The sequence below is a fragment of the Burkholderia sp. Z1 genome, from assembly GCF_014893795.1.
Classification (GTDB): Bacteria; Pseudomonadota; Gammaproteobacteria; order Burkholderiales; family Burkholderiaceae; genus Burkholderia; species Burkholderia theae.
Window position 1 is genome coordinate 1,720,156 of sequence record NZ_JACFYL010000001.1, and the last position, 16,128, is coordinate 1,736,283.

The 16,128-nt window shown below is 64.3% G+C and carries 11 protein-coding genes; 6 read left to right on the plus strand and 5 right to left on the minus strand.

The genetic code is table 11. The features are described from left to right. Positions 1-32 precede the first annotated feature (32 nt). Complete coding sequence (locus tag H3H55_RS07945; protein WP_129514402.1) at positions 33-1,529, minus strand: efflux transporter outer membrane subunit; 1,497 nt, start codon at positions 1,527-1,529, stop codon at positions 33-35. Between the two features lie 87 nt (positions 1,530-1,616). After that, positions 1,617-2,108, minus strand: a complete 492-nt coding sequence (locus tag H3H55_RS07950; protein WP_129514403.1) for a MarR family winged helix-turn-helix transcriptional regulator — start codon at positions 2,106-2,108, stop codon at positions 1,617-1,619. A 326-nt stretch (positions 2,109-2,434) separates the two neighbouring features. On the opposite strand from H3H55_RS07950, the gene typA reads away from it, so the two are divergent. From typA to H3H55_RS07980, 6 genes are all read left to right on the plus strand, one after another. After that, a complete protein-coding gene (typA, locus tag H3H55_RS07955) occupies positions 2,435-4,261 on the plus strand; it encodes a translational GTPase TypA (protein WP_048244023.1) in 1,827 nt (608 codons plus the stop codon). 319 nt (positions 4,262-4,580) lie between these two features. Then, positions 4,581-7,445: a 2-oxoglutarate dehydrogenase E1 component gene (locus H3H55_RS07960; RefSeq protein ID WP_129514405.1), complete on the plus strand. Its 2,865-nt coding sequence runs from the start codon at positions 4,581-4,583 to the stop codon at positions 7,443-7,445. 135 nt (positions 7,446-7,580) lie between these two features. Further along, positions 7,581-8,852: a 2-oxoglutarate dehydrogenase complex dihydrolipoyllysine-residue succinyltransferase gene (odhB, locus tag H3H55_RS07965; RefSeq protein WP_048244020.1), complete on the plus strand. Its 1,272-nt coding sequence runs from the start codon at positions 7,581-7,583 to the stop codon at positions 8,850-8,852. 81 nt (positions 8,853-8,933) lie between these two features. Beyond that, positions 8,934-10,364: a dihydrolipoyl dehydrogenase gene (lpdA, locus tag H3H55_RS07970; protein ID WP_193098229.1), complete on the plus strand. Its 1,431-nt coding sequence runs from the start codon at positions 8,934-8,936 to the stop codon at positions 10,362-10,364. A 98-nt stretch (positions 10,365-10,462) separates the two neighbouring features. After that, a complete protein-coding gene (gene zapE / locus H3H55_RS07975) occupies positions 10,463-11,560 on the plus strand; it encodes a cell division protein ZapE (RefSeq protein ID WP_193098230.1) in 1,098 nt (365 codons plus the stop codon). Between the two features lie 144 nt (positions 11,561-11,704). Further along, positions 11,705-12,115, plus strand: coding sequence for a transposase (locus H3H55_RS07980; RefSeq protein ID WP_193098231.1), 411 nt, complete (start codon positions 11,705-11,707; stop codon positions 12,113-12,115). A 103-nt stretch (positions 12,116-12,218) separates the two neighbouring features. Here the strand turns inward: H3H55_RS07980 and H3H55_RS07985 are convergent, their stop codons facing one another. From H3H55_RS07985 to H3H55_RS07995, 3 genes are all read right to left on the minus strand, one after another. Beyond that, on the minus strand, positions 12,219-12,680 hold the full coding sequence (locus H3H55_RS07985) for a DUF2147 domain-containing protein (RefSeq protein WP_193098232.1): 462 nt from the start codon (positions 12,678-12,680) through the stop codon (positions 12,219-12,221). Between the two features lie 167 nt (positions 12,681-12,847). Next, positions 12,848-14,533 carry a ShlB/FhaC/HecB family hemolysin secretion/activation protein gene (locus H3H55_RS07990; RefSeq protein WP_048244010.1) on the minus strand — a complete coding sequence of 562 codons (1,686 nt, stop codon included), beginning with the start codon at positions 14,531-14,533 and terminating at the stop codon, positions 12,848-12,850. Between the two features lie 144 nt (positions 14,534-14,677). Then, positions 14,678-16,099, minus strand: coding sequence for a collagen-like triple helix repeat-containing protein (locus H3H55_RS07995; RefSeq protein WP_193098233.1), 1,422 nt, complete (start codon positions 16,097-16,099; stop codon positions 14,678-14,680). Between the last annotated feature and the right edge of the window lie 29 nt (positions 16,100-16,128).

The following is a 16,128-nucleotide window of genomic DNA, read 5'->3' on the forward strand; positions in this document are numbered from 1 at the left end:
ATTTCGAGTGTCTGCGTAGTGGTGGCGCCGGATCAGTTGGCGGCCTGTTTTGTCGGCTTGTCGGCGTCGGGCGAGGCGAGCGGCGTGCCGGTCGCGTCAAACCCGCCGCCCAGCGCCTTGATCAGCGCAAGCTGCATGTCGCGTCGGCGCATCTTCAGGTTGGTCACCGTCTGCTCCGATGCGAGGCGGTTGCTGTCCGCGGTCAGCACCTGCAGTTGCGGCGACAGGCCGGCCTTGTAGCGGATCACGGCGAGATCGTACGCGCGCGTCGACGCGTCGAGCGCGCGCTGCGCGTCGCCCATCTGGCGATCGACCGAGCGGATCGACGCGACTTGCGTCGCGACGTCGTTCAACGCGTTGATCAGCGTCTGGTTGTAGTTCGCCACCGACAGGTCGAAGTCCGCATAACGACCCTTGAGCTGGGCGCGCAGCGCACCGGCGTCGAAGATCGGCAGGTGGATCGCCGGGCCGAACTGCGCCTGGCGGCTCGCGAAGTTCAGGAATTTGCCCCAGCCGAACGCATCGAAGCCGAAGCCGGCCGCGAGGTTCACGTCGGGGTAGAACTCGGCTTTCGCTTCCTTCACGTCGTGCATTGCAGCCTCGACCTGCCAGCGCGCGGCGACGATGTCGGGGCGGCGCGAGACGAGATCGGCCGGCAGGTTGCCGGGCAGCGCGACTGCGCCGCTGGGGTTCATCACGGGCGCCGCGATCTGCAGCCCGCGATCGGGGCCCTTGCCGAGCAGCGCGGCGAGCTGGTAGCGCACCGTCGTGATCTGGCCGTCGAGATCCGACAGCGAAGCCTGGGTCGTCGCGATGTTGCCGCGGGCCGTCTGGCGTTCGACGTTGGTATCCAGGCCGGCCGACACGCGGCCGTCGGTGATCTTGCCGACCGTCTCGCGGTTGGAGATCTCGCGTTGCGCGATGTCGCGCAGCGCATAGAGCTGCGCGAGCGAGTTATAGGTGCGGGCGACCGACGATGCGAGCGTGATGCGCGCCTGCTGCATGTCGGCTTCGGCGGCCTTTTCCTGCGACACGGCGGTGTGCAGGCGTTCGCGGTTCTTGCCCCACAGGTCGAGTTCCCACGACGCGCTCGCGAGCACGTTGTTCTCGCTGTACCACTGGCCACCGTACGGCGGCGGGAACAGCGCGTTCGACGAATACAGCTCGCGCGTCCACGAATAGCTGGCCTCGGCCTTCGGCAGCAGGTTCGAACGCGACGATTCGATGTACGACGACGCTTTCGCGATGCGTGCCTGCGCCTGCGCGATCGACGGACTGCCCTGAAGGGCCTCGTCGATCAGCTTCGGCAATTGCGGATCGCCGAACTGGCTGGCCCAGTCGAGCGCCGGCCACTGGCCGCCCTGGGCCGGCAGGCTCTGGGCGGATTCGAATTGCGACGCGGGGGCGATCTGCTTGTCGCTCTTGATGCCGATGTAGTTCGCGCAGCCCGCCAGCGCGAGTGCGGCGACCGCGGCGGCGACGGCGGCGCGGCACGACCCGGTGCGCACGGACAACGGGGAGGTTTTCATCGCGCTGACCCCTGACTCGGAATGAATGATGGACACTGCAAGGATTTCCTTACATTAATCTGTCAAAAGTAATTGTTATGGCAACTATTACGCGATGCTGCCGCCGGCCGTCTCGCAATAGTTGCTGAGAATGCGGCGCAGCATGCTCTTCAGGAACCCGACTTCTTCCGGTGTGAACCCGTCCAGCACCTGGTCGAGTACGCTGCGGAAAATGGGCGGCAGCCGTTCGGCAAGCGCGCGGCCTTCGTCGGTCAGCTCGAGGCGCACGACGCGCCGATCCTCGATGCTGCGGACGCGGGACAGCAGGCCGCGTTTCTCGACCCGGTCGAGCAGGCGCGTGACCGCGCTCGCGTCGATTCCGTATTCGCGCGCGAGTTCGGCGGCCGTCGAGCACTTGCCGACCGCGATCATGAACAGCATGCTCGCCTGCGTGCCCGTGATGCCGAGCTCTTCCTGCGTGCGTTGCGTGACGAGGTTGGTCATCACCGACTTCACGCGCGACATCAGATAACCGACGCTGTCGTTCATCTGATACGAAGACAGCGGCGAAACGGGCGATGGGGTAGAGGAATCCGACATAAAACCCTGAAACTGCAATAGTTGACTAGGCAGCATTATAGGTACAATTGCTTGCCGCGGCAAATGTTAATCGAACGGCAAAGGGCGCGCTTTGTGTTGCCAGAAGCCCTTGTGGCTATAAGGTTTTTCGGCTTGCCGGAGGCGGCGCCTTCGGTCGATTTGCGTGTTCGAGGGAGGGTGGGCAGGCCGGGTTTGTTGCGCTGCAACGTACTCGCCAGCTCTCGACACGCCCACGTGCTATAATTTCATGCTTTCCAAACTGCAATGCGCGCGCCCGTGCAAAACGAGCGGGCGCGTTTGCGCGTTCAAACGATTTCCAGGTTTCTATGACCCGCGCCCTTCGCAATATCGCCATCATCGCCCACGTCGACCACGGCAAGACCACGCTCGTCGACCAACTGCTCCGCCAGTCCGGCACCTTCCGCGAGAACCAGCAGATTGCGGAGCGGGTGATGGACTCGAACGACATCGAAAAGGAGCGCGGGATCACGATTCTCGCGAAGAACTGCGCGGTCGAATACGAAGGCACGCACATCAACATCGTCGACACGCCGGGGCACGCGGACTTCGGTGGCGAGGTCGAGCGTGTGCTGTCGATGGTCGACTCGGTGCTGCTGCTCGTCGACGCGGTCGAGGGCCCGATGCCGCAGACGCGCTTCGTCACGAAGAAGGCGCTCGCGCTCGGCCTGAAGCCGATCGTCATCGTCAACAAGGTCGACCGTCCGGGCGCGCGGATCGACTGGGTCATCAACCAGACCTTCGACCTGTTCGACAAGCTTGGCGCAACCGAAGAGCAGCTCGACTTCCCGATCGTCTACGCATCGGGCCTGAACGGTTATGCGTCGCTCGACCCGGCTGCGCGCGAGGGCGACATGCGCCCGCTGTTCGAGGCGGTCCTCGAGCACGTGCCGGTCCGCCCGGCCGATCCGGAAGCGCCGCTGCAGCTCCAGATCACGTCGCTCGACTATTCGACGTACGTCGGCCGGATCGGCGTCGGCCGTATCACGCGCGGCCGCATCAAGCCGGGCCAGCCGGTCGTGATGCGCTTCGGCCCGGAAGGCGACGTGCTGAACCGCAAGATCAACCAGGTGCTGTCGTTTACGGGCCTCGAGCGCGTGCAGGTCGAGTCGGCCGAAGCGGGCGACATCGTGCTGATCAATGGCATTGAAGACGTCGGCATCGGCGCGACGATCTGCGCGGTGGATACGCCGGAAGCGCTGCCGATGATCACCGTCGACGAGCCGACGCTGACGATGAACTTCCTCGTCAACTCGTCGCCGCTCGCCGGCCGCGAAGGCAAGTTCGTGACGAGCCGCCAGATCCGCGACCGCCTGATGAAGGAACTGAACCACAACGTCGCGCTGCGCGTGAAGGACACCGGCGACGAAACGGTGTTCGAAGTGTCGGGGCGTGGCGAACTGCACCTGACGATTCTCGTCGAGAACATGCGTCGCGAAGGCTACGAGCTGGCCGTGTCGCGTCCGCGCGTCGTGATGCAGGAAATCGACGGCGCGAAGCACGAGCCGTACGAACTGCTGACGGTCGACGTCGAGGACGAGCACCAGGGCGGCGTGATGGAAGAACTCGGCCGCCGCAAGGGCGAGATGCTCGACATGGCGTCGGACGGCCGCGGCCGCACGCGTCTGGAATACAAGATCTCGGCGCGCGGCCTGATCGGCTTCCAGAGCGAATTCCTGACGCTCACGCGCGGCACGGGCCTGATGAGCCACATCTTCGACTCGTACGCACCGGTCAAGGAAGGCTCGGTCTTCGAGCGCCGCAACGGCGTGCTGATCTCGCAGGACGACGGCGCCGCCGTGGCATATGCGCTGTGGAAGCTGCAGGATCGCGGCCGCATGTTCGTGAAGCCGGGCGATGCGCTGTATGAGGGCATGATCATCGGTATCCACAGCCGCGACAACGACCTCGTCGTGAACCCGATCAAGGGCAAGCAGCTGACCAACGTGCGTGCGTCGGGCACCGACGAAGCCGTGCGTCTCGTGCCGCCGGTCCAGATGTCGCTGGAATACGCGGTCGAGTTCATCGACGACGACGAACTGGTCGAAGTGACGCCGCAGTCGATCCGTCTGCGCAAGCGTCACCTGAAGGAGCACGAGCGTCGCCGCGCGAGCCGCGAAGGCGCGGTCGACTAAGCGTTTCGACCGTTCCCGTGCATGACGGAAAAGGCTGCCCCCGGGCAGCCTTTTTTGCATCTGCGCGAAGCGCAATCGGGTTGTCTGCAAAGCACTGTTACCGGGGCGCGTGGCAATCCGGCAAAACCCCGCCACGCGGTGCTTTCAGGCACATTTCGCCGTGAACTTTGGTATCGGTTCTGTGATATGCTGCGCGCACGCAAGTTTTAGGTCCTTCCAAGCAAGACTTGATTCGCAATCCGCTAAACGGTCAGGCCGTGTCGCGGAAGGTTGAGTAACCCGCTATTTCTCGAGAAGCTCGAAGAAAGGTGAGCGTAAAATGTCAGATGTAATGAAGCAGTTTCAGCTGAACTCCTATCTGTTCGGCGGCAATGCTTCGTACGTTGAAGAACTGTACGATGCATACCTCAATAATCCGGCGTCAGTGCCCGAGAACTGGCGAGAGTATTTCGACGCGCTGCAGAATGTGCCTGCAACGGACGGTTCGAATGCCAATGACGTCGCGCATTTCCCGATCGTCGAATCGTTCGCCGAGCGAGCGAAGGCCAATGCCTTCATCCCGCGCGAAAGCGGCACCAATCTGGCTGCGGCGCGCAAGCAAGTCCACGTCCAGTCCCTCATCAGCGCATATCGCTTCCTTGGTTCGCAATGGGCCAATCTGGATCCGCTGAAGCGTCGCGAACGTCCCGCCATTCCCGAACTCGAACCCGCGTTCTACGACTTCTCCGAAGGCGACCTCGACCAGACGTACAGCGCGAGCAACCTGTATTTCGGTTTCGACCAGGCTTCGCTGCGCGACATCGTCAAGGGTCTGCGCGACACGTACTGCGGCACGATCGGCGCCGAGTACATGTACATCAGCGATCCGGAGCAGAAGCGCTGGTGGCAGGAGCGTCTGGAGTCGACCCGCGCGACGCCGAACTTCTCGACGGACGAGAAGAAGCACATCCTGAATCGCCTGACGGCCGCTGAAGGCCTCGAGCGCTACCTGCACACCAAGTACGTCGGCCAGAAGCGCTTCTCGCTCGAAGGCGGCGAAAGCTTCATCGCGTCGATGGACGAAGTCGTCCAGCACGCGGGCAAGCGCGGCGTGCAGGAAATCATCATCGGCATGGCCCACCGCGGCCGCCTGAACGTGCTGGTCAACACGCTGGGCAAGATGCCGGCCGACCTGTTCGCCGAATTCGAAGGCAAGCACGTCGACGACCTGCCGGCCGGCGACGTGAAGTACCACAAGGGCTTCTCGTCGGACGTGTCGACGGAAGGCGGCCCGGTCCACCTGTCGCTCGCGTTCAACCCGTCGCACCTCGAAATCGTGAACCCGGTGGTCGAAGGTTCCGCGAAGGCGCGGATGGACCGTCGCGGCGACGAAGACGGCCTGCAGGTGCTGCCGGTGCAGATCCACGGCGATGCGGCCTTCGCGGGCCAGGGCGTCGTGATGGAAACGCTGAACCTCGCGCAGACGCGCGGTTACGGCACGCACGGCACGCTGCACATCGTCATCAACAACCAGATCGGCTTCACGACGTCCGACCCGCGCGATGCGCGTTCGACGCTGTACTGTACCGACGTGGTCAAGATGATCGAGGCGCCGGTGCTGCACGTGAACGGCGACGATCCGGAAGCCGTGATCCTCGCGACGCAGATCGCGATCGATTACCGGATGCAGTTCCACAAGGATGTCGTGATCGACATCGTCTGCTTCCGCAAGCTGGGTCACAACGAGCAGGACACGCCGGCCGTCACGCAGCCGCTGATGTACAAGAAGATCGCGCAGCACCCGGGCACCCGTGCGCTGTACGCCGAGAAGCTCGTGCAGCAGGGCGTGATCACCGCGGAAGACGCCGACAACTTCGTGAAGGCGTACCGCAAGGCGATGGACGACGGTCACCACACGGTCGACCCGGTCCTGTCGAACTACAAGAGCAAGTACGCGGTCGACTGGGTGCCGTTCCTGAACCGCAAGTGGACGGATGCAGCCGACACGGCCGTGCCGCTCGCCGAACTGAAGCGCCTCGGCGAACGCATCACGACGGTTCCGGAGAACTTCAAGGTTCACCCGCTCGTCGAGCGCGTGATCAACGACCGCCGCAACATGGCGCGCGGCGACCAGCCGCTCGACTGGGGCATGGGCGAGCACCTCGCGTTCGCGTCGCTCGTCGCATCGGGCTACTCGGTACGCCTGACCGGCCAGGATTCGGGCCGCGGCACGTTCACGCACCGTCACGCGGTGCTGCACGACCAGAACCGCGAGCGCTGGAACGACGGCACGTACGTGCCGCTGCAGAACATCGCCGAAGGCCAGGCGAAGTTCACGGTGATCGACTCGGTGCTGTCGGAAGAAGCGGTGCTGGGCTTCGAATACGGTTACTCGACCGCCGAGCCGAACACGCTGGTGCTGTGGGAAGCGCAGTTCGGCGACTTCGTCAACGGCGCGCAGGTCGTGATCGACCAGTTCATCTCGTCGGGCGAAGTGAAGTGGGGCCGCGTGTCGGGTCTCACGATGCTGCTGCCGCACGGCTATGAAGGCCAGGGTCCGGAGCACTCGTCGACCCGTATCGAGCGTTTCCTGCAACTGTGCGCGGATCACAACATGCAGGTCGTTCAGCCGACGACGCCGGCGCAGATTTTCCACCTGCTGCGTCGCCAGATGATCCGCCTGTTCCGCAAGCCGCTGATCGTCGCAACGCCGAAGTCGCTGCTGCGTCACAAGGAAGCCGTGTCGGACCTGTCGGAACTGGCGAAGGGTTCGTTCCAGCCGGTGCTGGGCGAAACCGACGGCGGCATCGACGCGAAGAAGGTCAAGCGCGTGCTGGCATGCTCGGGCCGCGTGTATTACGACCTCGTCGCACATCGCCGCGAAGCGAAGGCGAACGACGTCGCGATCATCCGTATCGAGCAGCTGTATCCGTTCGCGCACAAGCAGTTCGAAACGGAAATGAAGAAGTACGAGAACGCGACTGAAGTGGTCTGGGTGCAGGACGAGCCGCAGAACCAGGGTCCCTGGTTCTACGTCGAGCACCATCTGAAGGAAGGCATGAAGGACGGGCAGAAGCTGGCATACAGCGGCCGTCCGGCTTCGGCCTCGCCGGCGGTTGGCTACTACGCGAAGCACTACGAGCAGCAGAAGGCCCTGATCGAAGGTGCTTTCGGCCGCCTGAAGAGCGCATCGATCGCGAAATAACCGACGGAAGCGAAACGGGAAGGCGCGCTGCGCTTTCCCGTCTCTTTTGGCCCGCCGGGCGCGTTGCGCGCCGTTTCGGCCGAAGGAATCGCACGAACCTCGTCACACCCCAGATTAAGCATCCAGGAAAATCACATGGCTATCGTAGAAGTCAAAGTCCCCCAGCTTTCGGAGTCGGTTTCGGAAGCCACCATGCTGCAGTGGAAGAAGAAGCCGGGCGAAGCAGTCGCGCAGGACGAAATCCTGATCGAACTCGAGACCGACAAGGTCGTGCTCGAAGTGCCGGCACCGGCCGCGGGCGTGCTCGCGCAAGTGCTGCAGAACGACGGTGACACGGTGGTTGCCGATCAGCTGATCGCGACGATCGACACCGAAGCGAAGGCAGGTGCAGCCGAAGCAGCGGCGGGCGCCGCCGAAGTCCAGCCGGCAGCAGCGCCTGCTGCAGCCGCACCGGCAGCACAGCCGGTCGCCGCAGCCGCATCGTCGACCACCGCATCGCCGGCCGCATCGAAGCTGCTGGCCGAGAAGGGGCTGTCGGCGGGCGACGTCGCAGGTTCGGGCCGCGACGGCCGCGTCACGAAGGGCGACGCGCTGGCCGCAGGCAGCGCACCGAAGGCTGCTCCGGCCGCCGCACCGGCCAAGGCCGCTGCGAAGCCGTCGCTGCCGGACGTGAAGGTGCCGGCGTCGGCAACGACCTGGCTGAACGACCGTCCGGAACAGCGCGTGCCGATGTCGCGCCTGCGTGCGCGTATCGCCGAGCGTCTGCTCGAATCGCAGCAGACCAACGCGATCCTGACGACGTTCAACGAAGTCAACATGGCTCCGGTCATGGAGCTGCGCAACAAGTACAAGGACAAGTTCGAGAAGGAACATGGCGTGAAGCTCGGCTTCATGTCGTTCTTCGTGAAGGCGGCCGTGCATGCGCTGAAGAAGTTCCCGCTCGTGAACGCGTCGATCGACGGTAACGACATCGTCTACCACGGCTACTTCGACATCGGTATCGCCGTCGGCTCGCCGCGCGGCCTCGTCGTGCCGATCCTGCGCAACGCGGATCAGCTGAGCCTCGCCGACATCGAGAAGAAGATCGCCGAATTCGGCCAGAAGGCGAAGGACGGCAAGCTGTCGATCGAGGAAATGACGGGCGGTACGTTCTCGATCTCGAACGGCGGCGTGTTCGGTTCGATGCTGTCGACCCCGATCATCAACCCGCCGCAGTCGGCAATCCTCGGCGTGCACGCGACGAAGGAACGTCCGGTCGTCGAAAACGGCCAGATCGTGATCCGCCCGATCAACTACCTCGCGCTGTCGTACGACCACCGGATCATCGACGGTCGCGAAGCCGTGCTGTCGCTCGTCGCGATGAAGGATGCGCTCGAGGATCCGGCACGCCTGCTGCTCGACCTGTAAGCCGAGTTTCACCGCATTGACCCGCTCCGCACGGGCGCGCAGACGCGCGACCGTGCGGATGCACAAGAAGAAAGGATTGTCATGTCCAAGGAATTTGACGTCGTCGTGATCGGCGCAGGCCCCGGTGGCTACATCGCCGCGATCCGCGCTGCACAGCTCGGCAAGACCGTTGCCTGTATCGAAAAGTGGAAGAACCCGGCCGGCGCGCTGAAGCTCGGCGGCACGTGCCTGAACGTCGGCTGCATTCCGTCGAAGGCGCTGCTCGCTTCGTCGGAAGAGTTCGAGAACGCGTCGCACCACCTGGCCGACCACGGTATCACCGCCGACGGCGTGAAGATCGACATCGCGAAGATGATCGGCCGCAAGGACGCGATCGTCGAGAAGATGACGTCCGGTATCGAGTTCCTGTTCAAGAAGAACAAGATCACCTGGCTGAAGGGCCATGGCAAGTTCGCCGGCAAGACCGACGCCGGTGTGCAGATCGAAGTGAGCGGCGAGGGCGAAACCGAAGTCGTCACCGCGAAGAACGTGATCATCGCGACGGGCTCGAAGGCGCGTCACCTGCCGGGCATCCCGGTCGACAACAAGATCGTGTCGGACAACGAAGGTGCGCTGACGTTCGACTCGGTGCCGAAGAAGCTCGCCGTGATCGGCGCAGGCGTGATCGGCCTCGAGCTCGGCTCGGTGTGGCGTCGCCTGGGTGCTGAAGTGACGGTGCTCGAAGCGCTGCCGGCGTTCCTCGGCGCAGCCGACGAAGCGCTCGCGAAGGAAGCGGCCAAGCTGTTCAAGAAGCAGGGCCTCGACATCCATCTCGGCGTGAAGATCGGCGAAGTGAAGACGACCGCGGACGGCGTGTCGATCGCCTACACGGACAAGGACGGTAACGCACAGACGCTCGACGCCGACCGCCTGATCGTGTCGGTCGGCCGTGTGCCGAACACCGACAACCTCGGCCTCGAGGCGATCGGCCTGAAGGCGAACGAGCGCGGCTTCATCGACGTCGACGACCACTGCCGCACGGCGGTGCCGAACGTCTACGCGATCGGCGACGTGGTGCGCGGCCCGATGCTCGCGCACAAGGCGGAAGACGAAGGCGTGCTGGTCGCGGAAGTGATCGACGGCCAGAAGCCGCACATCGACTACAACTGCATTCCGTGGGTGATCTACACGTACCCGGAAATCGCATGGGTCGGCAAGACGGAGCAGCAGCTGAAGGCGGAAGGCCGCGAGATCAAGTCGGGCAAGTTCCCGTTCTCGATCAACGGCCGCGCGCTCGGCATGAATGCACCGGACGGCTTCGTGAAGATGATCGCGGACGCGAAGACCGACGAGCTGCTCGGCGTGCACGTGATCGGCGCGAATGCGTCGGACCTGATCGCGGAAGCCGTCGTGGCGATGGAATTCAAGGCGGCGTCGGAAGACATCGCCCGCATCTGCCATCCGCACCCGTCGATGTCGGAAGTGATGCGCGAAGCGGCGCTCGCCGTCGACAAGCGCTCGCTGAACAGCTGAGCACGGTGTAGCGCCTGCCGGCCATCGGCCGGCGCAGCCGTCTCATGACGAAGGCGGGCGGGGTTTCCCGCTCGCCTTCGTTCTTTCCGGTTTGCCCGATGAACGTCACCGAATACTACACGCGCGAATTGACCACGCGCGGCTATCAGTCCGATCCCGCGCAGCGCGCGGCCGTTGATCGCCTGCAGCGCTGTTTCGACGAGTGGGTCGAGTACAAGGCGCGCCGCTCGAACGCGTTCAAGAAGCTCATCAATCATCCGGACCTGCCGCGCGGCGTCTACATGTGGGGCGGCGTCGGTCGCGGCAAGAGCTTCCTGATGGATAGCTTCTACGCGGTCGCACCCGTGCAGCGCAAGACGCGCCTGCATTTCCACGAATTCATGCGCGAAGTGCACCGCGAGCTCGAGGAGCTGAAAGGGCAGGCCGATCCGCTCGACGAACTTGCTCGGCGCATCGCCAAGCGCTACCGGCTGATCTGCTTCGACGAGTTCCATGTGTCGGACATTGCCGACGCGATGATCCTGTACCGTCTGCTCGACCGCCTGTTCAACAACGGCGTGCAGTTCGTGATGACGTCCAACTACGATCCCGACGACCTGTATCCGGACGGGCTGCATCGCGACCGCATGCTGCCCGCGATCGCCTTGATCAAGGACAAGCTCGACGTGCTCAACGTCGACGCGGGCGTCGACTATCGCCAGCGCACGCTCGCGCAGGTGAAGATGTATCACACGCCGCTCGGCGCGGACGTTGATCGCGAACTGCGCCACGCATTCGCGCAGCTTGCCGCGGTACCCGACGAGAGCCCGATCCTGCATATCGAGAAGCGCGAGCTGAAGGCGCTGCGCAAGGCGGACGGCGTCGTATGGTTCGACTTCGCGACGCTGTGCGGCGGCCCGCGATCGCAGAACGACTATCTCGAACTCGCGAGCCGCTTCCACGCGATCGTGCTGTCCGAGGTGCCGCAGATGTCGCCGCGGATGGCGTCCGAGGCGCGCCGCTTCACCTGGCTCATCGATGTACTGTACGACCACAAGGTCAAGCTGCTGATGTCCGCGGCGGTGCCGGCGGAGCAGTTGTACGTCGAAGGCCCGATGGCCAATGAATTTACGCGCACGGTCTCGCGAATCACCGAGATGCAATCGAAGGAGTATCTCGAAACGCCGCGCCGCATCGTCGATACGTCGCTGACTTGATTGCGATTTTCGGCAATTGACGGGATTCAAACGTCAATTCCGGTCAAATACTCGGAATCTCGGGGTATTTTCGGATTTGTCTTATATTCATCGTTGAGGTGAGCCGATATCGTTGTGTCATGGTTACCAAGGCTGGAGATGTCCATGACACCGTATCGCGATTTGACCGACCACGAGTGGCGCTGCGTCGTGCCGCTTCTGCCCGAAATGCAGCCGCGCACCGAGTTGCGCGGCCGGCCGTTAGCCAATACGCGTGCCGTTCTGAACGGCGTGCTATGGGTGATCTACAGCGGCGCAACGTGGTCGGCCATGCCACGCCGTTACCCTTCGTATCAGACGTGCCATCGCCGCTTCAAGGTCTGGCACGAGACGGGCACGTTGATGAATATCATGCGTGAACTCTATGGCGACGCAGGCATGAATCTGTGCAACGAGTTGTCCGCACGGATGCGCAAGCACACGCAATCGAAGGCGGCAGAGGCGCGTAGCAACGCGGCACCCGCATATCGCACACCGGGTGGTTATGCGTCGGACACGATGAAGCACGCGGCGTGATGCCTGTCGGTTTCTGCTGCGCACGCACCCAAAGAAAATCGGCCTGACGACTTCGTCGCAGGCCGATTTTTTCATTGCGCCGCGCGTTTCAGCGCATGCCGCGTTATTGCTGGCGAACCCAGGTCTGCGATCGACCGAGCAGCGACACGCCGATGTAACCGCGCACGACGAGTTTCTGGCCGCCATCTTCAAGCGTCATCTTGCACTTGTAGACCTTGCCGTTTTCCGGGTCGAGAATGTTGCCGCCATCCCAGTGATCGCCGTCCTTCTTCATCGCCTTGATGATCGTCATGCCCTTGATGAGCTGATCCTTGCGCTCGTCCGAGCAGGCAGTGCAGCGGCGATCGGGCGTATCGTTCGCGCCGAGGCCCTTGACGACCTTGCCCGACAACGCACCGTCGCCTTCGTCGGCGATCTGCACGAGTGCCTTCGGCTTGCCCGTGTTGTCGTCGATCGTCTGCCACATGCCGATCGGGCTGTCGGCTTGTGCGAATGCGTGGGCAGCACAGGCGAGCAATGCGCCGGCGATAGCCATCGCGCGCAACGGGCGGGTCAGTTGAATCATTGTCATCCTCCTTGATTTTGCATGTCGTGTTCGATGCGCCCGCACGACCGTCTGCATGGGGCGGGCATGTTGCGAGCTTCGCCAGAATACGTGAAACCGCGCGCCAAGTTTTATAGAGGGGACTCTAATCGAAACAGCCCGCGTGACGCGGGCTGTTTGGTGAACGATCAGTTGAGCTGATACGAGAATGCTGCGTTGATGCGCGGGCTGCGCGATGCGCTTTCGACGGGCGCATCGCCGACGGGTTTCGCGACGTTCAGGTCGAGACTGTAGAAACGGCTGTCGGTGAACCGCACGCCGATGCCGACCGACGACATGCGGCTCGGCGACGGCGTGCCCGCGTGCAGATACACGCGCGCCATGTCATACGCGATGTACGGCGTGACGGATTTCATGTATGTCCAGCCCGGCGTGAAGCCGCGGTTGACCTCCAGCGACATCCCCCATCCCGAGTCGCCCGATGCTTCGCCGGGCTGGTAGCCGAGCGCGTAGCGCGTCGAGCCGAACGAGATCTGCTCGGACGTCGGCAGCGAATCGGGGCTGTATTGCCCGGTCAGCGAAACCGACGTGCCGATCCGGAACGGCCATTCGTTGGTTTGCGTGAAGGTCGCGCCGGTGCGCACGAAGGTCAGCGATGTCGGGTCGGCATAGGTCGTCGTGGTGCCGCCGTTCGTGCCGATTTGAGATTTCGATGCGCCGAGGATGTCGAACGCCTTGGCGACGTTGACGCTCAGCTTCCGCACCTGTTTCGGCTGGACGTTCGTGTAGTCGAGTTGCAGTTGCAGCACGCGAACCTGCGACCGGTTGTCGAGCGTCGCGCCGTTGATCTGGTTCTGGTAATTGTCCTCGTTATGCGCCGCATAGCCCGATACCGTGCCGAGCAGGCTGCGCTGGTTGTTCAGCAGTATCGGATAGGATGCCGAAAGACCGAGCTTTTCGTTCTTGACCGTACGCTGGACATACGACGGCAGCCCCGGGTTGTCGGTCGGCTTGCCGCGATAGGTGCTCGCGTCGAGGCGCGTGATCAGGCCGCTGCTGCCGACGGGTACCGCACCGCTGAATGCGAAGTAGGTTTGCTTGTCGCGCCCCGGCGGCGCCAGCGCGGAGATGCTCAGTTGCTCGCCGAACGACGTGAGGCCGTTTTCGGTCGCGGTGATGAGTCCCTGGACACCCGGATGGTTGAAGTCGATACCGGTGCTGACGTTGAACGGCTTGCGGTCGACCGCGAGTTCGAGTGTCGTGGCGCCATCGGTGGTTTGCGGCGGCGGCACGTTTGCTTTCACCGTGAGGCCGGGCAGCAGGCCGAACGTGTTCACGTAGCGCTCGAAGGTCGCGCGGCGCAGCGGGCGATCGGCCGTGATATGCGCGGCGATCGCACGAATCTTCGATTCCATCGCACCGGGCTTGCCGGTGACCTTGACGTCCGACACGTAGCCTTCGACAACCGTGATGCGCACGACGCCGTTCTCGAACGTCTGCGCGGGCACGAACGCGAACGACAGCGCGTAGCCGCGATCCTGGTAGAGCTTCGTCACGCCGTTGGCGGTTTCGATCAACTCGCCGATCGTGATGTCCTTGCCGACGAGGGGCGTGAAGCGGCGCGAGATTTCGTCGAACGGCACCGACTTCACGCCTTCGACCTGGAACGTCTTCGGCGTCAGGCGCCGCGACAGCAGCTCCTGCAGTTGCGGTGCCTGGGGCGCGACCTGCACGGTGACGTTCGGGCCGGTTTTCGGCGCGTTGATCTGGGGCAGGGAGTCGAGCGGGTTACCTCCGACGCGCGTTTGTGCTTGTGCCGTGCTTGCTGCCGCGATGGCGAGCAGCATCATCCATCTGTCGAGTCTGGATTTCATTGTTCTTCCTCGTAGGCCTTGCTTTTCGTCTTCTTTCTAATGCGGGCGCGCGACACCAGGGTGTCGCGCGCCGCGTGCCGCCATGCCGGATGTATTGGTACGGCCGCGCCATCCGCTCCGGCTGCGGAGGCGCGACCGTCCTCCTTACTTGCCAACGCTACCCAGCGTGCCCAGCAACCCCGTTACCGGCGCAAGCAGACCTGTCGAGCCGCCGCCCGACGATGCCGTACCCGAGACGCTGCCGATCAGCGACGTGACCGGCGCGAGCGGGCTCGAACCCCCGGATCCCGCTGCACCGCCGACTGCTCCCGTGACAGTATTCAGCAAACCGGTGACCGGCGCGAGAGGGTTTGCACTGCCTGCGCCGCCCGTTGCGCCGCCGAGCGTACCGGTGACCGTCGACACGAGATTCGTGACGGGGGCAAGCGGGCCGCCGCTGCCGCCGGCCGCGCCGCTCAGTGCGCCGGTAACCGTGGAGACGAGGCCGGTGACCGGTGCGAGCGGGCCGCTGCCCGAGCCGCCCGCGGCACCGCCAAGTGCGCCCGTGAGCGAGCCGAGCGGCGTCGAGCCGAGACCCGACAGCAGGCCGCCGAGCGGGTTCGTCGAGCCGGAACCCGACGACGTGCCGTTCTGGACGTTAGCCGTCGAGCCGCCGACGAGGCTCGTGATCAGGCCGGGGATCGGTGCCACGCCGTTCGGACCGTTCGGGTTGACGAGGCCGCCCGCGTTGGTCACGGTATTGCCGACCGCGGTCACGAGCTGACCGACGTCGCCGACGAGCGGCTGGCTCGACGTGCCGCCGACTTGCTTGCCCGCCGAGCTGATCGCGCCGCCGACCTGGCCGAGCAGGCCCGAGACGGGTTGACCGAGGCCCGTCGTCGTGCCGACCTGTTGCGTGACCTGGCCGGCGGTGATCACGAGCGGCGTGATCGCCGAGCTGAGCGGCTGCGTAACCTGTTGCACGGCACCCGACGACAGCGTCGAACCGATCGTTGTGCCGGCGGCCGTCAGGCCGTTGGCGACCGTGTCGAGCACGGTGCCGACCGGAGTCGTGACCGGCGCGAGCGGCGCGAGCGGGCCCGTGCCGAGCGCCTTGACCGTCGAGCTCAGGCCGGACACCGTGTTGCTCGTCGCGCCGACGACATTGCCGAGGCCGGCAACCGTCGTGCCGACCGGATCCTTCGTCGAGCCGATCTGCCCCAGCCCGTTGCTCACGGCATCGGCGGCGGCGCCGACGATCGTGCCGGTGCTGGAGAGCGTGCTGCCGACACCCTTCGTCACGCCGTCGCCGAGGCCCGGCAGGCTGATGTTGCCAACCGTGCTGCCGAGATCGGTGGCCGTCTGGCCGACCGTGCTGACGACACCCTTCGTGCCGGTGGACGTGCCGCTGGTGCCACTCGTGCTGGGCGTGCCGCTCGTGCTGCTCGGGCCGTTGTTGCTGCTGGTCGGCGGCGAGCTGACGCCGCCGCCGCCGCAGGCGGCCAGCAGGCAGGCTGCGGCGAAGGCGGTGAGGGGTACGCGCCACTGGTGCAGGGCGGCCGTCGTGAGGGAACGTTGCTGGGACATGAAGGACTCCTCGCTGTCTTTTCGATGAA